This is a genomic window from Cellulomonas shaoxiangyii, from assembly GCF_004798685.1.
Classification (GTDB): Bacteria; Actinomycetota; Actinomycetes; order Actinomycetales; family Cellulomonadaceae; genus Cellulomonas; species Cellulomonas shaoxiangyii.
Genome location: NZ_CP039291.1, coordinates 3,129,629 through 3,150,736, shown reverse-complemented (window position 1 = coordinate 3,150,736; position 21,108 = coordinate 3,129,629). Strand labels below are relative to the sequence as shown.

16 protein-coding genes, 1 tRNA gene and 2 pseudogenes are annotated in these 21,108 nt (G+C 70.5%); 13 read left to right on the top strand and 6 right to left on the bottom strand.

The window, feature by feature from the left end:
* Nucleotides 1-44: 44 nt before the first annotated feature.
* The 3 genes from E5225_RS14050 to E5225_RS14040 are packed head-to-tail and all read right to left on the bottom strand — an operon-like array spanning nt 45 to nt 4,787.
* Nucleotides 45-1,253, bottom strand: coding sequence for a right-handed parallel beta-helix repeat-containing protein (locus tag E5225_RS14050; protein ID WP_243738114.1), 1,209 nt, complete (start codon nt 1,251-1,253; stop codon nt 45-47).
* Nucleotides 1,240-3,447, bottom strand: coding sequence for a right-handed parallel beta-helix repeat-containing protein (locus tag E5225_RS14045; protein ID WP_135972450.1), 2,208 nt, complete (start codon nt 3,445-3,447; stop codon nt 1,240-1,242). The genes E5225_RS14050 and E5225_RS14045 overlap by 14 nt, the downstream gene beginning before the upstream one ends.
* Complete coding sequence (locus E5225_RS14040) at nt 3,444-4,787, bottom strand: glycosyltransferase (protein ID WP_208012465.1); 1,344 nt, start codon at nt 4,785-4,787, stop codon at nt 3,444-3,446. The genes E5225_RS14045 and E5225_RS14040 overlap by 4 nt, the downstream gene beginning before the upstream one ends.
* A 584-nt stretch (nt 4,788-5,371) precedes the next feature.
* Between E5225_RS14040 and E5225_RS14035 the strand changes: the two genes are divergently transcribed.
* The 5 genes from E5225_RS14035 to E5225_RS14015 all read left to right on the top strand — a co-directional run bounded on the left by E5225_RS14035 (nt 5,372) and on the right by E5225_RS14015 (nt 7,524).
* Nucleotides 5,372-5,620: a hypothetical protein gene (locus E5225_RS14035; RefSeq protein WP_135972449.1), complete on the top strand. Its 249-nt coding sequence runs from the start codon at nt 5,372-5,374 to the stop codon at nt 5,618-5,620.
* 306 nt (nt 5,621-5,926) lie between these two features.
* Nucleotides 5,927-6,151, top strand: coding sequence for a hypothetical protein (locus E5225_RS14030; protein WP_135972448.1), 225 nt, complete (start codon nt 5,927-5,929; stop codon nt 6,149-6,151).
* Nucleotides 6,151-6,471 (top strand): type II toxin-antitoxin system PemK/MazF family toxin, encoded by a 321-nt coding sequence (locus E5225_RS14025; RefSeq protein ID WP_135972447.1) that lies wholly within the window; start codon nt 6,151-6,153, stop codon nt 6,469-6,471. The genes E5225_RS14030 and E5225_RS14025 overlap by 1 nt, the downstream gene beginning before the upstream one ends.
* 374 nt (nt 6,472-6,845) lie before the next feature.
* Nucleotides 6,846-7,133 (top strand): hypothetical protein, encoded by a 288-nt coding sequence (locus E5225_RS14020; protein WP_167306021.1) that lies wholly within the window; start codon nt 6,846-6,848, stop codon nt 7,131-7,133.
* On the top strand, nt 7,126-7,524 hold the full coding sequence (locus E5225_RS14015) for a hypothetical protein (protein WP_135972445.1): 399 nt from the start codon (nt 7,126-7,128) through the stop codon (nt 7,522-7,524). The genes E5225_RS14020 and E5225_RS14015 overlap by 8 nt, the downstream gene beginning before the upstream one ends.
* A gap of 154 nt (nt 7,525-7,678) precedes the next feature.
* Here the strand turns inward: E5225_RS14015 and E5225_RS14010 are convergent, their stop codons facing one another.
* Entirely contained in the window at nt 7,679-8,137 is a 459-nt protein-coding gene (locus E5225_RS14010) for a DUF6234 family protein (protein ID WP_135972444.1), read from the bottom strand.
* 261 nt (nt 8,138-8,398) lie between these two features.
* Here E5225_RS14010 and E5225_RS14005 point away from each other — a divergent pair.
* A tRNA-Arg gene (locus E5225_RS14005) sits at nt 8,399-8,474 on the top strand.
* Nucleotides 8,475-8,584: 110 nt separating this feature from the next.
* On the opposite strand, the gene E5225_RS14000 is transcribed toward E5225_RS14005, so the two are convergent.
* Nucleotides 8,585-8,950 (bottom strand): tyrosine-type recombinase/integrase, encoded by a 366-nt coding sequence (locus E5225_RS14000; RefSeq protein ID WP_166435903.1) that lies wholly within the window; start codon nt 8,948-8,950, stop codon nt 8,585-8,587.
* Nucleotides 8,951-9,692: 742 nt separating this feature from the next.
* On the opposite strand from E5225_RS14000, the gene E5225_RS13995 reads away from it, so the two are divergent.
* The 4 genes and pseudogenes from E5225_RS13995 to E5225_RS13985 all read left to right on the top strand — a co-directional run.
* On the top strand, nt 9,693-10,856 hold the full coding sequence (locus tag E5225_RS13995) for a DUF262 domain-containing protein (RefSeq protein WP_135972442.1): 1,164 nt from the start codon (nt 9,693-9,695) through the stop codon (nt 10,854-10,856).
* Nucleotides 10,847-11,047, top strand: a pseudogene (locus E5225_RS18290) (AAA family ATPase); the annotation flags it as partial. The gene E5225_RS13995 and the pseudogene E5225_RS18290, both read left to right, overlap by 10 nt.
* Before the next feature lie 291 nt (nt 11,048-11,338).
* Nucleotides 11,339-12,292: an OLD family protein gene (locus E5225_RS13990; RefSeq protein WP_136225476.1), complete on the top strand. Its 954-nt coding sequence runs from the start codon at nt 11,339-11,341 to the stop codon at nt 12,290-12,292.
* A gap of 472 nt (nt 12,293-12,764) precedes the next feature.
* Nucleotides 12,765-13,176 (top strand): annotated as a pseudogene (locus E5225_RS13985) (helix-turn-helix domain-containing protein); the annotation flags it as partial.
* Between the two features lie 9 nt (nt 13,177-13,185).
* On the opposite strand, the gene E5225_RS13980 reads toward E5225_RS13985, so the two are convergent.
* Nucleotides 13,186-15,741 carry an NB-ARC domain-containing protein gene (locus tag E5225_RS13980; protein ID WP_166435902.1) on the bottom strand — a complete coding sequence of 852 codons (2,556 nt, stop codon included), beginning with the start codon at nt 15,739-15,741 and terminating at the stop codon, nt 13,186-13,188.
* A 605-nt stretch (nt 15,742-16,346) separates the two neighbouring features.
* Between E5225_RS13980 and E5225_RS13975 the strand changes: the two genes are divergently transcribed.
* The 3 genes from E5225_RS13975 to E5225_RS13965 are packed head-to-tail and all read left to right on the top strand — an operon-like array spanning nt 16,347 to nt 21,069.
* Entirely contained in the window at nt 16,347-17,369 is a 1,023-nt protein-coding gene (locus E5225_RS13975) for a 3-oxoacyl-ACP synthase III (RefSeq protein WP_135972439.1), read from the top strand.
* Nucleotides 17,369-20,092: an alpha/beta fold hydrolase gene (locus E5225_RS13970; protein WP_135972438.1), complete on the top strand. Its 2,724-nt coding sequence runs from the start codon at nt 17,369-17,371 to the stop codon at nt 20,090-20,092. The genes E5225_RS13975 and E5225_RS13970 overlap by 1 nt, the downstream gene beginning before the upstream one ends.
* Nucleotides 20,089-21,069 (top strand): NAD-dependent epimerase/dehydratase family protein, encoded by a 981-nt coding sequence (locus E5225_RS13965; protein ID WP_135972437.1) that lies wholly within the window; start codon nt 20,089-20,091, stop codon nt 21,067-21,069. The genes E5225_RS13970 and E5225_RS13965 overlap by 4 nt, the downstream gene beginning before the upstream one ends.
* Nucleotides 21,070-21,108: the final 39 nt, after the last annotated feature.

The window sequence follows — 21,108 nt, the reverse complement described above, 5'->3', positions numbered from 1 at the left end:
CGGGGACGTGCGGTGCGACCGGCCGGGCGGCGGGCCGCGTCAGGTCAGGTGCAGTCGTCGGGGGCCACGCCACCGACGGAGGTCAGGAGCGTGTTGGAGCACTCCACGACGTTGTCGCGCGCGGGGCGGGGCGCGACGAGGAAGCCCTCGGGGGAGTCGAGCTCGCCGCTGTTGCCGCGGAACACGTTGTCCGTGCCCCAGCCGTCGACGATCTCGTGGGTCTGGAAGCCGTCGGCGGTGGAGTGCCGGCCGACGTTGTCCTCGATCGTCCAGCCGCGGCCCTTGACGTCGACCCAGGAGTCGGCGTCGCCGGCGAGCGCGCTGCCGTCGAGCTGGTTGCGGGCGATCAGCCCGTCGTCGGTGCCCTCCTTGACGTCGACCGCCTCGCTCGTCGTCGCGAAGATCGCGTTCGCCACGACGCGGTTGCGGTGGCTGGGGTCGGGCTCGCAGTCCGACACGTCACAGAAGTTGGACTCCGCGGTGCCGACGTAGACGCCCTCGCCGAACTTCGGCTTGCGCAGGCCGGTGTCGCTGATGACGTTGCCCGTGACGAGGTTGTCGGTGCTCGAGCGGCGCAGGTGGATCGCCTCGTCGCCGATGTGGTGCACCCGCAGGCGGGAGATCGTCGTGCCCGTGGTGCCGTCGGCCATCACGGCCTTCTGCGCGTTGCGGACCGTGAAGCCGTCGAGCAGCCAGTGCTGCGCGCCGTCCAGGTGCAGGGCGTAGCCGCCCTTGAGCCCGCCGCCGTCGAGCACCGCGCCGCGGCCGCCGCACAGCGCGATCGGCTGGTCCGCGGTGCCGGACGCGCCGGTGACGAACTCGCCGGCGTAGACGCCGTCGGCCAGGCCGATGACGTCACCGGGTGCGGCGTCGTCCAGCGCGGCCTGCAGCTCGTCGGCGGAGCCGACCGGCACGGTCACGGCCGGGCACTCGGGGGCCTCCGCGACGGGCTCGGTCATCCAGGACGGCATCGGGGTGGCGCCGGCGGCCGAGGCGCCGGCGTCGTCGTCCTTCTCCTTGTCCTTGTCCTTGTCGTCCTTGTCGTCCTTGTCCTCGTCCTTCTTCCCGTCGTCCGAGCCGTCCGAGTCGTCCTCGTCGCCCGTGGGCAGCGGGTCGGGCGTGGGGACGGGCGGCGACGTCCACCGGGACGTCGGCGAGGAGGTCGGCCCCGCGGTGTCGGCCGGCGCCGTGCAGCCGGCGAGGCCGACGACGGCGAGCAGGACGATCCCGTTCCGGAGGTCAGCGCGGCGCATCGAGCACCCCTTCCTGCGGACGGGTCCGCATGTCGTGCGTGCTCAGCGGGAGGTCGTTGGCGGGCCGGCCGACGATCGTCGACAGCCTCGCCTGCTCCGCGTAGGGGTGGGTGCGGGTGCGGGGACGGCCAGCGCCGCGCACGGCGGTCACGACCACCAGGAGCCCCAGCAGCACCCACATGACGGTGAGGGGCTGGGCGGCGTTGCGCACGACCGTCCAGAACGGCTTCGTGCTGGCCCACCCGCCCTCGTCGTTGCCGGTCACCTCGAGCTCGGTGCCCGTCACGCGCTTGCGGTCCACGGCGCTGGGGCCGCGGCCCGCCAGGTCGTTCTCCGTCACCACGGTCGTGCCCACGTCGCCGACCAGCGTCACGGCGTGCAGCGTCATGCCCGACACCGTGTTGCGGCGCACGTCCGCGACGGCGTCGCGCAGGTAGATGCCGTTGGAGCCGTCGTCGAGGACGTTGCCGCTGACCGTCGCGGACAGGACGCCGTCGCGCAGCGCGATGCCGTGCCGTGCGTTGTCGCGCAGCCGGTTGCCGACGACCGCGACCTCGGAGGCCGGGTCGCGCACGACGATGCCCATGTCGTTCCCGGACACGTCGTTCGCCGTCAGGCTGACGTTGCGGCCGCCGACGACCTCGATGCCGTACCGGGCGTTGTCCGACGCCACGCTGTTGGACACCGAGTTGTTGCCGTAGTCGCCGACCGGTGACCCGGTGGCGCTCGGGCCGTCCGCGAGGGACTCGCCGCGCAGCTCGATGCCGTTGTCGCCGTTGCCGGTGGCCGAGACCTCGCTCAGCACGATGCCGGTGGTCGCGCGGGACAGCACGATGCCGTCGCCCGCGTTGCCGCTCACCTCGGTGGCGCTGATCGCTGCGTTCGCGACGAAGCGGTGCAGGACCAGCCCGTCGACGAGGCTGTCGGACACGACCGTGTCCGTGATGTCGACGCCGTTCGCGCTCGACAGGAACAGGCCGAACGCGTTGCCGTCGAACGTCACGCCGTCGATGCGTGCGGCGACGTAGCTGTACGAGGGGTCGTCCAGGTCGACCTCCGGCAGCGGCAGCTCGCCCGCGGGCAGCACGCCCGGCACGGCGCCGGCCGGCTCCTCGACGGGAGGGGCAGCGTCGGTGGGAGGGGCGCCGGGCTCCGTCGCCGGGGCGGTGCCCTTCATGGCGGAGACGTCGTCGCGCAGCTCGCGCCCGAACTGCTCGAGCGCACCCCCGGTGGGACGGTCCGTGCCGGTCAGGGCGACGCCGCCGGTGCGCCCGCTCCAGAAGCCGAGGTCGCGGAACTCGGTGGCCCGCAGGTCGACCTGGCCGCCGACGGCGCGGACGTACGCGCGGCCGTCGTCGGTCAGCAGGTCCGGCGCACCCGCCGTGCGGTCCCAGCTCGTGATGACGACCGGGTCGTTCGCGGTCCCGCCGGTCACGAGCTTGCCGCCGTAGTTGACGATCGAGACGAACCGCTCGGAGTCGCTCGCGAGCCGCACGGTCAGGCCGCCGGCGCCGCTGAGCTCGAGCGTCGCGCCCGGCTGGACGACGACGTTCTCGCTCAGCAGGAACGCGCCGTCGGGCTGACGCACGAACGTCTGCGGCGCGAGCGCCAGCAGGTCGGTGACGGTGTAGGGGGCCTCGCGCTTGGTCAGCACGAGCGTGTAGGTGGAGCCGCTGGTCAGGCGGTACGGCGCGTCCATCTCGAGCTGGCGCCAGCGGACCATCGACGCGACGGTGCGGATCTCGTCGAGACGGTCGTCCTCGTCCGCGACCAGCACCGGCTCGGTCGTCACGTCGCCCGGGTAGGGACGACCGCCGGCCGACGCGTCGACGTCCTCGGTGTCGAGCTCGTCGGTGGTGTCCGCGCCCGTGGGCGCGGTCGCCGGCGCGCTCGTCGTGGCGGCGGAGGCGTCGCCGGCGGGGGTCGACCCGGACGGTGCGGGGTCGGCCGGCGCCGACTCGGACGCGGCGGAGGCGGGGAGGACGGCGGCCCCCTGCCCGGCCGGTTCGCCGGTGCCGAACGGGTCGATGCCGGCGCCGACGAGGATCCCGGCCACGGCGGTCGCGAGACCCCTCGGGTCGGCCGGTGCGGTCGCGCCGTCAGCAGCGGAGGCCGGGGCGGCGACGAGCGTCGTCACGAGGACGGCGCCGAGCGTGCCGGCGGCCAGGCGGCGGCGCTGCCTGGCGGCGCTCACGCGGAGACCCCCGACCGGCGCATCGCGAGCGCGCCGACGGGCTGCGGGGCGACCGGCCGCACCGGTGCCGGGGGCTGCACCGTGGTCGTGCGCGGGGTCAGCGTGCGGGCCGTCTGGCCGTCGCCGCCGACCTGGTCGGCGTGCCGCGTGAGCCAGCCCTGCTTGTTCATGGTGACGAACGCGTACAGCTTGATGGGCAGCGCGATGAAGATGACGACGAGCGTGACGAGCGGCAGGAGCACGATGTCCTTCGGGTGGTGGCGCAGGTAGGAGAGCCCGCGGATGCCGCGGCCGATCAGGAGCCAGGCCACGACGGCCACGATGCCCCAGGTCGTCGCCTCGAGCCGCGCGAACACCATGTACCCGAGCGTGATGCCCATGGTCACCGGCGTGAGCAGGATCTGGAGGACGGTGATCTTGGTGACGAACGGGACCCGCCACAGCCAGCCCTTGTAGACGGCGGTGAGGTAGCAGCGGTAGCTGTTGCGGCTCCAGCGCACGCGCTGCTTGACGAACGCGCGGAACGACGCCGGGAACATCGACAGCGCGCGCGCCGCGGACTGGTGCACGGTCTTGTAGCCGGAGGCGAGCACCAGCCAGGTGAGCCGCCCGTCGTCACCGGCGATGCAGCGCCGGCCGAGGAAGAACTCGTCCTCGAGGTTCTCCAGCACCGGCAGGACCGCGGCGCGGCGGTACGCGGCCGTCCGGCCCGACACGCACGCGACGGCCCCGGCGCGGCCCATGGCCGGCACGTAGTCGTAGTAGCGCAGGCTGACCAGCCAGTCCGCGACGCGACGCCACACGCTCGAGCGCCGGTCGTACACGTTCTGCTGCGTGCTGACGCCGCCGACCTCGGGGTCGGCGAACGGCATCTGCACGGCCTCGAGCAGCCCCGGCATCCACGTGGTGTCGGAGTCGGTGAGCACGAGCAGCTCGCTGCGGGCCCGGCGGATGCCCTCGCCCAGCGCCGAGCGCTTGCCGGCGTGCTTGAACAGAACGGGTGTGACGCGCGGGTCGCCGAGGGCGGTGATGCGCTCGAACGCCTCGGTGTCGGCGAGGTCGAGGACGACGATGATCTCCGTCGGCCCCTGCGACCGCCACGACTCGAGGCAGCTCATGAGGATGTCGGGGTCCTCGTGGAACGACGGGACGATCACCGACGTCGTCGTCCGGAAGTCCGTCCGGATGGGCTGTGCCAGGCGGGACAGCACGACGCGGTACAGCCACAGCCCCCACACGACGAGGCCGGCCAGCGCGAGCGGGAACGCGTCCCGCAGGGTGTCGAACGTCAGTGCGCTCGTGTCGAGGGCAGGCAGCATGGGGAAGGTGGCCGAGGGCATCGGACTCCCGTCGAGTGGGTGGCGGTGTCTCCGTTGACCTGGCTGACCGAAACGTATGCGTGACGGAGACGGTCCGATATCGCCCGTTCGGGCAAATCACGCAAAAGGCCCTCGTTCGGGTAGATCCGTCTAGATCGTGACGGGCGCAGTCGCAGTGGCCTTGACCGTTGACCGAGCGGCGCGCTCTCCGGGGCGTCGGTGCAGGTGGGGGCCCAAGGTGGCGTGCGCTGCGGGGCTTGCGGCAGGGCCGCGGCGGTTTGCCACGAACGGGTGACTTCTCATCGCACGGGTGGAAAACAATGAACCGGACGACTGTCCAGCATCCGGTCTATACAGCCCCCTGCTGGCGCCCTGAGTGGACCCATTCGGCCGCACGACGGCGTCCGTGAGCCCCCGCACGCGGCCCGGACGGCGCGCCCGGGTTCTGCCGCGGGACTCCGTCGGCCGGGAGGAGGCGGGGGCCGAGAGGTCCGAGCAAGCCTCCTGGCGCCTCGGGAAATCGCCTTCCGCACAGGTCGGCGTGGCACACTCCCGCCGACCCACCCGTGGGGCGTCGAGAAGTCGGAACGGAGGAGAAGACCACCATGTCGACGCTGCTCCCGCCGGCCCGTCGGGCCGTGAGCGTGCTCGTCGAGGCGCACCTGAGCGCGTTCGGGAAGACGTACGCGAAGGCACGTGCACGTGACGTCCCGCCGCGCCGGGCCTACGCCCTCGGCACCGTGACGGCGCTGTTCCTCGCTCCCGCACCCACCATGCGCGGCCCGCGCCGCGAGTGGGCGACGGCGTGCGAGGAGGAGCTCGCGGTGCGCCGGGCGCGCACCATGCTCGCCTGACCGCGGGCGACAACCACGCCATCAGCGTCACGGCGTTCGGCGCGGTCGCGGTCGCATGCTCGCCGGAGGGTGCGGTTTCTCGCGGCGACGACGATCACGTCGCGGCCGATCGTCGAATCGGCCGAGCTGGTAACGGCGACTCCGGCGGCCCGGCGTTCGCGCTGACGTCCTCTGGTCAGGCCCTCGCAGCCGGAATCATCAGCGGAATGGACGCCCCTACCGAACAGGTCAACCGAACTCGGGGCAGTCCCTCATGAGCGCCGCGGTAGATAGACCATAGATGTAGACGCAATGTAGACTCGTCGGATGACGGACACCACGACGGTTCGTGTGCGCACCTCGACCCGCGACGACCTCAACAAGCTCAGCGCCGAACGCGGCGAGCCCGTCGAGGCGGTCATCCGCGACGGCATCGCCCTGCTGCGTCGCGAGCAGTGGCGCCGGCAGGCCGAGATCGACGCTCGCGCAGCCGCCGCCGATCCAGCGGACCGCGCCGAGGTCGCCTCGATCCTGGCCGACCTGGCCGGGTGATGCGCGCCGACGTCTACCGGCTGAAGGCCGCAGACACCCGTGGGCACGAACAGGCCGGCCCTCGCTTCGCCGTCGTCGTTCTCGCGTCCCGGTTCGATCACCTGAGCACCTGGCTGGTCGTCCCGACCTCCACCCGGGCGCGCCCGTTCGTGTTCCGGCCCGCGATCGAGATCCCGGGACACGGGGAGACGCTCGCGCTGTGCGACGCGGTCACTGCCGTCGACCCGCAGGCACGTCTGGGGGACGTGGTCGGCTACCTTCCGCTCGAGGCGATGCAGCGGATCGACTACGCGCTCGCGGGCTTGCTAGACCTCGAGTGAGGCGGCGGTGCCCGCCGCTCCAGCGCCCGAGCTCCTGGCACCGGAGTTCAGGACCCGGCTCCACCGACCCACGCGAGGCAAACCGTGTACCTGCAGATGACGCGCGAGGAGGCCGGAGGCCGAGCGCCGGTTCGCCGAGTGGGTGGCGGCGGAGGACGCCCGTCGTGACAGGCTCCACGCGTGGGTCGCCGCAACGGGTGGGCCGTCCCTCGACCCGACGCTCGAGAGCCTGCGCGCGCTGAACGTCTGGTAACACGCGCGGGCCGTGGAGGCGCAGCAGGACCCGTCGCCGGGCCGTCCGCCGTGGGCGCCGCCGCCGAACCCGCACTTCGTGCCCCGCCCCGGTGGCCCGCGCCCCCGTGAGCGACGCGGTCATGCGCTTGTGGGACCTCGTGACCGTCCACGTCGCCGACGTCCTGCGCGCGCAGGTGCCCGGTTCGACGTGGATCTGCTTCCGCAACGGCGACCGGCGGGACGAACGCAACGGCAAGCCGATGATGGACATCGGCTGGCCCGAGAACCCGGCCGACGTCATCACGCTCGCGCACGGGAGCGTCCCGGCGGCCGTGGGCAGCGGCCGCCCGTTCCTGCCCGACCACCTGCACGACAAGGTGGTGCGGACCCTCAGGCAGCTCGAGGGGAACCGGAGCGCCCGTGGCTGAGGAGCTCATCCTCGCGGCGGGGCACCCCGACGAGTTCCTCTCCGGTGCCCTGCCCGCGCTCGACGAGCCGCTCGCCCGCACGCTCCTGGGCGGGTTGGGGGTGGACGTGTCCGCCGTGCCGGAGGGGGTCCTCGACGCCGGCCGTGGCACGGTCTTCTGGCAGATCGCCCTCGAGCCCGACGCGCAGGGGGCGCTCACGCAGCTCGCGGGCGAGGTGTACGGCGACCCGCCGGTGGACCCGGAGGACGTGCTTGCCCTGTGGGCGACGGTGCAGGGCCTGGCCGCCGCGCTGGGTGCCCGTATGTGGGTGCGGATCGGGGGAGCTGCGGAGCCGCTGACCGCGGAGCTGCTGGCCGCGGTGGTGGGAGTGGGCGGGTCATCCTCGAGGTGACGCGCCCGACGTCACGAGGCACGCCTGGGTGACTCTCGCCCTTCCGAGCTGGGCGAGGTGTGCCGGCGGCGCGCCTGCGCAGGCCGTTTACGTTCGAGCGGATGGCCGGGATGCGCCTCACACGCCGGGCTGGCAAGGCCACCGTGCCTGGCGGCTACCCGCCGGGGCAGTCGTCGCTGCCGCCGCCGCTGCGGCAAATGGGACGGTCGGCCGGGGGCGGCGGCGGCTCCCGCTCCCAGCGGTCCGACGGCACCGCGAACAAGGCCGCCACGGCGACGCCCACCACGAACGGCACCATGCCGAAGGCGGTGAGGACGTAGCGCCGGGCGGCGACGGTGCCGACGACGAGCAGGAGGAGGCACGCGCCGGCCGTGACCACGTAGCGGTTCGCCTCGGCCTCGGTCGGCGCGTTCGCCGGCACGCCGATGGAGAAGTAGACGTCCCACCACTGCACGAACACCGCGGCGACGAGGATTGCGCCGAGCGTGAGGCACAGGCTCGCGAGCGGGCGGGCACGCGACGGCCCGCGCGAGGTCCGCCCGATCGCCATGGGGGCCGTGCCGCGCACCGGGTCGGGGGCGTGTCGGTCGTCGCCGTGCGGTGCGTCCGCCATGGCGCCTCCTCATGCCGTCGCGCGAGTCTGGCAGCGGGCGGGTATTGGCGGGCGGGTTCTGGGACGACGGCGGCGCTGGGGCTTCTGGGCCGAAGGCTCGCCACCGAGGCGCGACGACGTGCCCTCGACACGGGCACCGGTACCCTGGACCCGCGTCGAGCGAGCCTTGGCCCGCCCGGCGACGCACGGGACGTGCGAGAACCGCCACGGGACCTGGACGCCGACCGTCCGGACCGCCGCCGACGACTCTCCCCGTCCCTCGCGCCTGTAGCTCAGGGGATAGAGCACCGCTCTCCTAAAGCGGGTGTCGGCAGTTCGAATCTGCCCAGGCGCACCACGTCTCCGCAGGTCATGGCCCTACCGGGACTGCCTGACTCCGCTCAGGGATTTCCGGAGTCCGCACTGAGTCCGCGAGCGCCCGAGTCCGAGCCTCAGTGAGCCTGTCAGTCAGGAGGTCGAGGTCTCCGTCGAACAGGTCGCTGTAGTGTCCAAGGTCATGCTGGCCTTCTCGTGGCCGAGCATTCGCTGGACGGCAAGCACGCTCGCACCGGCGGCCACCGCGAGGCTCGCGGCGGTGTGTCTCAACTCGTGCGGCGTCAGCCCTGCGACACCCGCGTCGGTGGCTGCGCCGTCGAACCAGTCACGTCGCGCGTTCCCCACGCGCATCGCGGTGTCGCCGCCTGCAGGGAACAGCAGATCGTCGGCGGAGCGATCGTCGAGTGCCGCTTCGATGGCCCCCCGCAGGAAGCCGGGGAACGGGACGGAGCGACGCTGGTGGTCCTTGGGGGCGCCCCATTCAAGCCGCCTGTTCACCTCGGTGACGCTTCGTTCTATGTTTTAGCTGACGGCGAAAGACGTCTACGTCGCGTACCCGTAGAGCTGCAAGTTCCCCCCATCTCAGACCGCAGTACGACAGGACCATGACGATGTCTGCGTGGTCACCGGCGGATTCAGCCAGCGCCTCGACCTCGTGTGTAGACAGGTAGCGCCGGCGAGCGACCCGCTGGCGCGGCAGGGCCAGTCCCTCAGCCGGATTGACGGCCAAGGCGTCGCGCTTTCACCGCGGACTGAAGAATCGAGTGCAGGAGTCCCACGATCTTGCGCACAGTCCCCGCGGCGAGCCCGGTCGCGGCGAGTTCGTTGGTCCACCACCTGGAGAGACTCCGGGTCCAGGGACGAGAGACGAGTGCTGCCTCATCGGGGCAGCACGTGGAAGTTGAGGATGGACTGGTTCCCTGCCCGCGACCGCGTGAAGCATCGTCGTGCATCACCGCGAGGGTCGGAAGCAGCCCCGAGATGCATGGGCCACGCTCGCAACCCGACGGACGTCCACAAGGAGCCAGATCGCCGGATCGAGACCTCAATGGCGCTCTAACATCACTGGCATCGGCGCGCCGCCATGCAACTCACCGCGAAGAGCGCCATGGTTTGCTTGGCGGCCGCGTCTGCTCCTGAGCCGCGCGCCAAGCTCGTTGTGACCCAGCACTCGTGTTGATACCTCGGCCATGCTGGGCAGCAGTCGGCTCCTGTCCCGCGCAAGTAGACGAGGAACTAAATGCAATTCATCCCGCGCGACCCGGACCTCGAGACCTTAGTCGGACGCATCCGCCGAGGCGCGATAGACCTGCAGCCCAACTTTCAGCGCGGCGAGGTTTGGGGCCGCGCAAAGCAGCAGCGCCTGGTCGACAGTGTCCTTCGAGGTTGGCATATTCCACCGGTGCACTTGGTCGCGCGTGAAGACGGCGGGTACGACGTGCTCGACGGCCAGCAGCGACTTACTGCGCTTCGAGATTTCTCGCTGGGGAAATTTGCCGTCGACGGACACATTGAACCGCTTGATTCCAAGATGGCGATGCTGCACGGGCTCCGATATGAGGAACTGCCGCCGCACGTTCGCGGCCGATACGATACCTTTTCGATCAGGGTTCTTGAGTTGCATAACTTTCAGCCGGAGGAGCCTCATGAGTTATTCTTCCGGCTAAACCAGCCAACGAGCCTCACGGAGGCCGAGAAGAGAAACGCATTCATCGGTGGCGCGAGGAACCAAGTAAAGGAACTAGTTAGTTGGGCAGTTGACGCCGGTATGCGTCCTGAACGCTTGGGCTTTTCGAACTCTAGACTCGCTTATGATGACATCATCGCGCGCTTCCTGCTGACGATTGAACAGTCCTCGCTAAACGAGAAGATAACTGCTCAGCGCGTTACGTATAGGTATCGAGGCGAGGACGGGTTCAGCGAAGACATCATCGGGTTGGCGCGAGACTCGCTGTCGTTCTTCCTGTCGCAATCGTTTCTCGGTGCTGGTGTTGCCCATCCGAAGCCAAACAAGGCAACGTTGCACACGTGGCTATGCTTCGCGGCAGGTATGTCGCGCTGGGGCGATCTCGGTGAGATCGGCGGAGTTGCGTCCGATGCGATTGAGCACATCGAGAGGAGCAGATCCTCTCGCGATTTCTCGTCCACCATAGCGATGGGTGCGGCGCTTGCCGTGTTCCATGACAGGTCCACCGCACGCGTGGCTGACGTGTCGTCCGTCGTCCTTCGGGATCTCATCGCATGGATGGTCATGGTGGACCTCGAGAACGAGCGGCTGCATGCCAGCCACCCAGCGAGCGACCTAGCCGCCGCGGCGTGGGCACGAGTCGATCTGAGGGAGCCTGAGCGGAGCCTGCTGGCCTTTGCTCAGGAGGCGGACTGGGGACACCAGGGATGGATCTAAGAGCGGTCGAACGAAGCAAGTGGCTCAGATCGCTGCCCTTTCGAACCTACGCGACGACCCTCCAACCGGCGCGGATTTCTCTCAGATCCGGAGCGGACCTCGAACTGCCGTTCGCGCCCGGCTTGACCGTCCTTAGCGGCGGGAACGGTGCTGGGAAGAGTGCGGTGCTGGGTGCGCTTTGGCGGTGCCTCGCTGGCGACGTTGCTGTGCCCCGCGACTTGAAGTCGTGTCCTCCATGGCTGACTCGGATTTCGATTGAGGGCGTGTCAAGTGGCAAGGCGTGGCAGGCCGAGCTCGCGATCGGGGGGAATGGAGAGTCCAACGGATCTACCTCCTGCCCGGTTCCCGTTGTCCATCTCGATCCGTCGGGGGAGTCAGACGAGATCGTGCGGCGCCTTCGAAGAGACCCGGCGAGTGGTGACTTGCTCGAAGGTCTCGACCCCGGCGACTTGGCCCCTGACCTACAAGCCCTCGCTTCGTTCTTGATCCGAAAGACATACAGTCACGTTGGTGTATATGAGATCACGGGGATGGATGAAGAAGAGGCCGCTACACCATTCTTCGAGGTTGAAGTCGGAGGCGACTCGTATAACTCGCTATCTATGGGCCGAGGGGAGCTGAGTGCATTACATCTGATCTGGCGTCTCGACCGACTCGCTTCGGGTTCCATCGTTCTCATCGAAGAGCCTGAGAGCCACTTGGCGGTGTATTCGCACGATGCGCTAGTTTACGTGCTGGCAAAGATCGTTATCGATCGCAATCTCAGTCTTATATGTGCCAGTCATACGCCAAGCTTCTTTCGCCGACTGCCCGAAGGAAGTGTGGCCGTTATTGAGTCGTCACCGACGCCGTCGATTACGACCTCCCTGAGTTCGGGCGAAGCCGCGCGTCAACTAGGCGTTGCGCCCGAGGGGTCCGTTCACTTGGTTTGTGAAGACGAGTGTGCGGCGCTTTTATTAGGGGAGATGCTAGAGCTTGCCGACCCAGATCTTCGTCGGCGCGTAACGATCAGCTACTCAGTGGACGGTGAGTCAGGCGTTCGCCGGATTGTGGAGGGATTGAAAACGGCGGGGGACCGAGTTGCGGTGATCGGCGTCCTCGACGGCGACCAGCGAGCGGCCGGGAATGCGCCGCACACGTTCCTCCCCGGTGACGCTGCGCCCGAGATTGTGCTGCAGCAGGCTCTTTCGCTATGGCGGTTGGGTGGGGTCGAGTGGCGCCCGCCCTTTCCCGGGGGTGCTCAGCGACTGCGGGCGGTGCTTGCTCGGCTGGACGGGATCGATCACCACGATTGGATCGACGGGCTGGCGTCTGAGTACGGCGGCAAGGCGTACGTCATCAAGGCGCTAGCCCCTCTCATCGCATCGGGCGCCGCCGAGGGGGCGCATCTCGATGAGCTTGTGATCGCTGTGCGTTCGCGCTTGCCGGTCGTCTAGCGTGTTTGCAAGAGTGCCTGTCACGATCCAGCCCTCGGAGAATCGGAAGGCAAAGGTGACCAGGGGGTCGTAGGTTTCGCTTCTGGCGGGCGCCATGGCCGGTGCGGACCCGTGCTCGGCATGAGTCCGCGCAGAGTCCGCAGTGAAGCAGGCGAGCTTCGGTAGTTTCCAGGGGTCGGCGCGGGCTGCGCCGCAGGTCACGCGCGAGATTCCCGAGTAGCCAGCACCTCTCGGCGTTTACCGGTAGTGCCCGTAACGCTCTCCTAAAGCGGGTGTCGGCAGTTCGAATCTGCCCAGGCGCACAGAACGGGTGTGCAGAGCAGGGGCTACATCGACGCTGCAGCTGCAGCGGGTCCCTTCCCCGATACGCAGGGTTTGGCCAGCCCGTGCTGAGTGGCTCGCCTCAGGCGCTCGACGACTTGTCGAGGATGTGGACCGACGCCGGCGGACGCAGAGCGACCAGTGTCCGACGCTGCTCCAGCTTCGCGGTGGCGTCTCGGAGAGAGAGCGAGGGCGGGCGAGCCAGGACCGCCCGATCACCCATGTCGCGGCCGAGGCGGGGATCGCGCACCAGACACTGTCGAGGTGGAAAGCCCGCCACGACGCGCTCGGCGAGGTTGGTCTGTTCGACCGCTCGAGCGCCCCGCACGCGAGCCCGACCCAGCTGCCGGCCGAAGTCGTCGAGCTGATCGAGTGCTGGCGGCGTGAGCGCAAGTGGACCGCCCGGCAGATCCACCGCGAGCTCGTCCGGGCCGGGCCGGGCGCTGCGTCTCGGTGGCGACCGTGGGCCGGTGGCTGGTCCGGCTCGGGATCAACCGCCGCCGCGACCGGGACCCCGATGGGTCCACCACCGCACCGGCCAGACGATCACCGCTCGATACCCGCGCCTCTCGTCACTCGAGAGCGCCGTCGTACTCACTGACCGGGAGGACTCGAACTGCGCAAGGGCGACCTTCGTTGTCCTCGCCTATGGAGTAACAGACATCGGATCCAGCGATCAGGCGATCGAAGGCGCCGCTGGGAACTACCGAACGTCGGCCAAAGAAGAGGTCCCGCTGGCCAGGTACGGATAGGAAACCGAAGCCCTTCTCTGGGAAGACTCGGAGGACTCTCGAGTACTCCATCTCTCCGCCCCTTACATTTACTGAGCCCAGTCGTTGTCCCAGGGTGTCGGCGTTTGAGCGCAGGTAAGCCGTGGTGGCAAGCGTAGACGCACGAGATACGAGCCCCTTCGCCTGGACCAGGCGAACATGATAAGCGTCGTCTCGCTTCTTCAAGGCGGGGAGAATTACGTCGGCCACGTCTTCAAGTCTCTCCAAGCCCTCCGCCACTTCTCCGACGCCTAGATGGTCTCGGGCCAACTCGAGCGCGGCACGAAACGCAACCGCGGCCGCGTCGTGGGCCACATCCGAATGGTTCGCGAGCAAACCGAGCGCGCCGTCGAGCGCTGAGTGCTTGTCTCCGCACTGGATGTGGCCCCGGACGATCTCGAGTTGGAGCACAGGATCCTCGCGGCGGGTCCTTGCGGCCTGCTGGAGGAGGACAAGCCCTCTCTTGGGGTCGCCAGCGCGCCGCATGAAGAACCTGCCCGCGTGATACAAGCAACTAGGATCTCCATCAGCGTGCTCAAGGGCAAGCTCGTACGACTGTGTAGCACCACCGATGTCGTTCTCGCGGTCGCGGAGAAGCGCCTCGATGCGGTAGGACTCGTGGTAGTCGGGCGCGAGGATCTGTGCTTCCTGAATCAGTTCGAATGCAATCGGCGCATCACCGCGGTCGTGTAGCGTCATTGCGTTCATGAGTTTCATCGCAACGCCGAAGTCCGAAGGGCCGCCAACCGTCAGGGACCGCTCGCCATAGGGATCGGCAACGCTGGCGGAAGCGAGCCTCGCTCCCTGCTCCAAGATCCGGCTATGCCGCCCAGTGATAGAAGTGCGTTGAGTCTGCGAAAGCGCGTGGCGGCGATCAAGATACGTACGCGCGAACTCGGTCAGCTCGTACTCGCTTCGAACGCCGCCACCGCGAGCCACCGGCTGCAGGCTTACAAAGTTGGTGGTGATCAACTGAGCAAGCGCTTCCTGTAAGGCGTCCGCTGGCAGGTCGGTTAACTCGGCGATCGCCGCCTGGGAGTGCCTCCCCGGGAGCGCCTGGAGGCACCGCAGCGCGGCGAGGCTCTCGTCGCTGAGGAACTCGTAGACATTACTCATACAGAAGTCGAGAAAGTTGCCGCTGCCAGACAGCGCGTCTTCTGGCCTGCGGCCGGCCTGAATGACGCTTACAAACCATTTGATGTACAGGGGATGGCTGCGCATCTTATGAATAAATCGCTCGAGCACCTCCTGCGGTGCGGATGCGAGCGCGCCTACTCCGCGAGTCCTTGCGGTCGCTCGGAGTAGCGTCACGCCGTCGTTAGCTTCGAGCGGGCCCAGTCTTAGAGGAATCTCGAGGCTGCCTAGACCGATCCTGCTTGTGATCAGCACCTTACTGTTATTGGGTAGGCGCGAGAGGAACTCCCGGAGTCGTGCGTCAAGCACGGTCTCGAGATTGTCTAGAATGAGGAGGACGCGAAATGTCTCCATATAAGCGAGAACTTCTGCTAATGGATCATTGATCTCGGCTCCGGATCCCGCAAGCTCCCGCGCGGCTGCTCCCAGCATGCCGAGACTGTCCCTGATGGCACCCTCGATTCTGGTCACCTCTGTGCTGGTGAGTTGAGCAGCCTTTGCTGTTGTCCACACGATCGCGTCGAAGGGTTGGCGCTCCTCGTCGAGGAGTGCGTACGCCGTCTTGAGTGCGAGCGCTGTCTTGCCTACTCCGCCGTCGCCGACCACGCTGATCACTGGGAAAGGTCCGCGAACCATCTGCAGCAACTTCTTCTCGTCGGAGGCGCGGCCGACGAGCCCAGTATCATCGAAGTCGGGGAGTGGCAGGTTGTGCCTGCTTACATCGGGCTCTATGTCAAGGAAGCGAATGTCCATGTCGAGGACTGTGCTCGGGTCTTTGCGAATTCTGGCCGTAGTTCCGTCCAGTGACGGCCACATGTCGCGGTATCGCAGAAGAGTTCCGACCAGATCCTGAACGGTCGGCAGGTCGGCGATCTCGAGCGGCCGCGTATGTGCCACGCGATTCCTGATCGGGAGTAACTGGTAGATCCTCGGTCGCCACTCGGGCAGGTTGTCCGCGAACGCGGGATGCAGCGAAGCTTTATGGCGATCAATGAGGTGAAGTGTCTCGCTGAAGTCGACGAACGGTAGGACATCAGTGAGCCGCGCTTCCGTGCCGAGGTCGGGCTGCTTCGCCATGCGGCGACGAGCTTCCTGCAGCACGTCGCTTGGAAGCGCCTCATCGGGTGTGACGCCTGGAAGCGCCTCGACGAGGGCGAGGCGTAAGTCTTCCTCCAGAGCCGACAGCAAGGCATAGCACGTCAGACGGGAGGCGCTGAACGACATCGGGTGCTCCATCCTGTTGGCCCACGGCGCCGGGACTGGACACCGCGAGGGCAGCCCTAGACCCGGGGGCTTGGTCGACTAGCTGATCGCAATTGCCCCGACACGAAGATTAGGCGCGGTGTAGGCCTGTCGTGAATAGGTTGGGTGGGTGTCGTCCTCGCGATTGCGGCGATTCGCGGACCCGGCAGGCACTGTCGGGCGCCCGATCGGTGGTCCCGTAGGCGCGAAGGTGCGTCGCGGGTGCCTTTGGCTCGAGGCGTCGTCAGCGCGGAGCCCGGAACGGGGCCCTACATCGACTATCCACGCGTACATCCTCAGGTCACCGCGTTGCGTGGGAGCAAGACCGAACTCCTGAAGCGTGTCCGCAGTTCGAATCTGTACAGGCGCAGAGTGTTGGTGCGCGACAGAGGCGACGCCTACGTGGGAACGCGGTACTCGCTGGGCTCGCGCGGACCGGCGCTCGCTCGGTGGCCCCCCGGGGTGAGCCACCGGACCCCGCGACAGTGCACCCTTCTTCCCGTTGCCTCGAAAGGCGCCGCCGCCCAGTCCGGTGCACGATCGTGCGGGCTAGGCGCAGCCCGGTGTGCGCCAGGAGAGGGGTCGGTGTGAAGGGCAACGCGACGTCGGTCCACCGCAACGCGGCACTGCTGTCCTTGGCGACGACGGTGGCGGAGCGTGTGACGACGTCCGCCGACATCGACCGTCGGCTCGCGCCTGTGCTGGACCGCCTGCGGCTCCCCACCGGCCTGCTCCAGCGGGTCGCCGGTGTGCACGAGCGGCGCAACTGGGCTGAGGGCCAGACCTTCGACTCCGCCGCGGTCGCGGCGGGCGAGAAGGCGCTGGCTGAGGCGGGCGTCAACCCCGGCGACGTCGGCATGCTGATCAACACCTCGGTCACCCGCAAGCACCTCGAGCCCTCGGTGGCGGTGCGTCTGCACCACGGCATGGGCCTGCCGCCGTCGGCCGTCAACTTCGACCTCGCCAACGCGTGCCTCGGCTTCGTCAACGGCATGACGCTCGCGGCGCAGCTCATCGACGCGGGGCAGATCCGCTACGCCGTCGTCGTCGACGGCGAGGACGCCGACGAGATCCAGGACATCACGATCGACCGGCTCAACCGGCCAGGGGTGACGCGCAGGGACTTCATGCGCGAGTTCCCGAGCCTGACCCTCGGCTCGGGCGCCGTGGCCGCGGTGATCGGGCCGGCCGACGCCCACCCCGAGGGCCACCGGATGCTGGGCGGGGTGACGCGCGCGGCGACGCAGTTCAACGAGCTGTGCGTGGGCAGCGTGAACGGGATGTTCACCGACGCCAAGGCCCTGCTCAAGGGCGGGCTGGACCTCGTCATGTCGGCGTGGAAAGAGGCGAAGACGGACTGGAGCTGGTCGGCGATGGACCGCTACGTCCTCCACCAGGTCTCCGACGTCCACACGGACGCGATCGTGAAGGCCGCCGGCCTCGACCGCAGCCGGGTGCCGCTCACCTACCCGCGGTACGGCAACGTGGGGCCCGCCTCGATCCCCATGACCCTCGCGGAGGAGGCGCGGCACCTCGCGCCCGGCGACCGCGTGCTGCTCATGGGCGTGGGCTCCGGCATCAACACGGCGATGACGGAGATCGCCTGGTGATGCGCGCACTGCTGGCCGCAGCCGGGGCCATCGCACCCGCCTCGCTGCCGCCGCGGGGGCTCCACGGCCTCGACCCGTCCTTCTCGCGCCTCGTCACGGCGGGACCGGGCGCGCACACCTGGCACCTGCTGGACAACGCCGACCACCTCGACCGGCTCGGCGTCGAGCCGGTCGGCACCCTGCTCTGCGTGCACGGCAACCCCACGTGGTCCTACCTGTGGCGTCGCCTGGTCGCGGAGGCGGCCGACCGGGCCGCGGCCGGGGGGGAGGCGTGGCGGGTCGTGGCCGTCGACCAGCTCGACATGGGCTTCTCCGAGCGCACCGGGTCGCCGCGGGGGCTGCCGCAGCGGGTCGCGGACCTGGGCGACCTCACGACCGCGCTGGGCCTCGCCGGCCCCGTCGTCACCGTTGGGCACGACTGGGGCGGCGTCATCAGCCTCGGCTGGGCGGTCGACCACCCGGACCTCCTCGCGGGCGTCGTCCTGCTCAACACCGCCGTGCACCAGCCGGCGCACCTGCGGGTGCCGGTGCCGCTGCGGCTCGCGCTGCGCCCGGCGGTCCTGGGCTCGGCCACCGTCGCGACGCCGGCCTTCCTCGAGACGACCCTCGCGCTCGCCCGCCCGCGCCTGCCCCGGCCGGTCCGCGACGCCTACCGCGCCCCGTACCGGGAGGCCGCGCGCCGCGGGGGCATCGGCGGCTTCGTCGCGGACATCCCCGTGACGGCCGCCCACCCCAGCGCCGCCGAGCTCGACCGCGTCGCCGCGGGGGTGCGCGCGCTGGACGTCCCGGCGCTGCTGCTCTGGGGCCCGGGCGACCCGGTCTTCGGCGACCAGTACCTGGACGACCTCGTCGACCGCCTGCCGCACGCCGCCGTGCACCGGTTCGAGGGGGCCGGGCACCTCGTCGCCGAGGACGTCGACTACGCGACCGCCGCGCTCGACTGGCTCGCCAGCGCCACGACCGGCCCCGGCGCCCCGGCCGCCGACGCCCCGCCACCCGACGCCCCGGCTGAATACGACGTGCCCGGGACCCGCTCGGCCGACACCCCCGCGCCGCCCTACGAGCCGCCGCGCTACGAGCCCCTGTGGCACCACCTCGACGCCCAGCGGGACAGCACGCGGACGGCACTCGTCGAGATGGCACCGACCGGCGGTGCGGGACCGCGCGTGGTCACCTGGGCGCTGCTCGCCCGCCGCGTGCGCGAGCTGGCCGCCGGCCTGACCGCCGTCGGCGTGCGGCCCGGGGACCGTGTCTCCCTGCTGGTCCCGCCCGGTGCGGACCTGACCGCCGTCCTGTACGCGTGCCTGCGGATCGGTGCCGTCGTCGTGGTGGCCGACGCGGGCCTGGGCGTGCGGGGCCTGACCCGGGCGGTCCGCGGTGCTCGGCCCGACCACGTCGTCGGAGAGCTGCCCGGGCTCACGGTCGCCCGCGCCCTCGGCTGGCCCGGCCGCCGCATCTCCACCACGCCGCTGCTCCCCGCCGTCGCCCGCGCGCTCGGCGTCGGCCACGCCCTGGTCGACCTCGTGGACGCCGGGCGCGGCGTCGAGCTCCCGGCGGAGCCGAGCCCCGACGCGACCGCCGCGGTGCTGTTCACCTCCGGCTCCACCGGCCCAGCCAAGGGCGTCGTCTACACCCACCGGCAGCTCGCCGCCGTGGCCGGTGCGCTGCGCGCGCAGTACGACCTCGGCGCCGGCACCGGCCTCGTCGCGGGCTTCGCCCCCTTCGCGCTGCTCGCACCGGCGCTGGGCGCACGCTCGGTCACGCCGGACATGGACGTCACCTCCCCGCGCACCCTCACCGCCCCGGCCGTGGCGGCCGCAGCCGCGGCGGTGGACGCGACGGTCCTCTTCCTGTCCCCGGCGGCGCTGGCGAACGTCGTCGCGACGGCGGGCGACCTGACCCCCGCGGACCACGCCGCGCTCGCCCGCGTCCGGACCTTCCTGTCGGCGGGTGCCCCGGTGCCCGAGCACCTGCTCGCCGCCGCGGGCCGGCTCATGCCGAACGCGGAGCCGCACACGCCGTACGGCATGACGGAGGGGCTGCTCATGACGGACGCCACCCTCGCGGGCATCCGCGAGGCGACCGCCGCCCGGGCCGACGGCGACCCGGGCGGGGTCTGCGTGGGTCGCCCCACCGCGACCACGCAGGTGCGCATCAGCCCGCTCGGTGACGACGGCGCCGCGACCGGTGAGCCGACCACCGAGGCCGGCCGGACGGGCGAGATCCTCGTCAGCGCGCCCCACCTCAAGGACGGCTACTTCCGGCTGCACCTGACGGACCGCGCTGCCGCCCGGGACGTCCCCGGGAGGCGCTGGCACCGCACGGGCGACGTCGGCCACCTGGACGGCGAGGGCAGGCTGTGGGTCGAGGGGCGCCTCGCGCACGTCGTCACCACGGCCGACGGCGTGGTCACCCCCGTGGGCCTCGAGCAGCGCGTCGAGCGGGTCCCGGCCGTGGACCGCGCGGGCGTCGTGGGGATCGGGCCGCGGGGGACCCAGCTGCTCGTCGCCGTCGTCGAGACCCGGCCGCGGACCCGACGTCCCGGCCTGGCGCCCGCGGAGCTGGCCGGCGCCGTCCGCGCCGCGGTGCCCGCGCCGCTCGCCGCGGTCCTCGTCGTGCCCGGCCTGCCCACGGACGTGCGGCACAACTCGAAGATCGACCGCACCCGGCTCGCCCGCTGGGCCGAGGACGTGCTGTCCGGGGGACGGGTGCGCCGCCCGTGAGGGTCCTGGTCACGGGCGCGAGCGGGCTCCTCGGCCGCGCGGTCGCCGCGCGCGTGCGCGCCGCGGGCCACGAGGTGCGCACGTTCCAGCGCCGCCCGAGCGGCGTGCCGGGCGTCGAGGACGTGCGCGGCTCCGTGACGGCGGCGGACGACGTCGCGCGGGCCGTCGCCGGGGTCGACGGCGTCGTCCACCTCGCCGCGAAGGTCTCCCTCGCGGGCGACCCGGCCGACTTCGAGCGGGTCAACGTGCACGGGACCGAGCGACTCCTGGCTGCCGCCGCCCGCGCGGGAGCCACGCGGTTCGTGCAGGTGTCCTCGCCGTCCGTCGCGCACAGCGGCCGCTCGATCGTCGGCGACGACGCCCGGCCCGCGGACCCCGGGCGCGCCCGCGGCGACTACGCCCGGACGAAGGCGCGGGCGGAGCTCGCGGCCCTCGCGGCGGACGGCGACGGCATGCGCGTCGTCGCCCTGCGCCCGCACCTGGTCTGGGGCCCGGGCGACACCCAGCTGGTCGCCCGCATCGTCGCGAGGGCCCGGGCGGGCCGCCTGCCGCTGCTCGACGGCGGCCGCGCGCTCATCGACACCACCTACGTCGACAACGCGGCCGCCGCGATCGCCGCGGCGCTCGAGCGGGCCGACGACGACGCGGTGCACGGCAACGCGTACGTCGTCACCAACGGCGAGCCTCGCCCGGTGGCCGACATGCTCGCAGGGATCTGCGCCGCCGCGGGGGTGCCGGCCCCGCGCTGGAGCGTCCCCGCCGGGCTGGCGCGCGCCGCGGGCGGCGCGGTGGAGGCGGTGTGGCGGGTGCGTCCGGGGCAGGACGAGCCGCCGATGACGCGCTTCCTCGCCGAGCAGCTCTCGACCGCCCACTGGTTCGACCAGCGGCGCACGCGCGCCGACCTGCGGTGGCGCCCCGAGGTGACGATCGACGAGGGGCTCGCGCGACTGCGCACCGCGGCGGCACGCGGTCGCTGACCCCCGCCCGCTCGCCGCCGGTACCCCGCGGTGATGGAG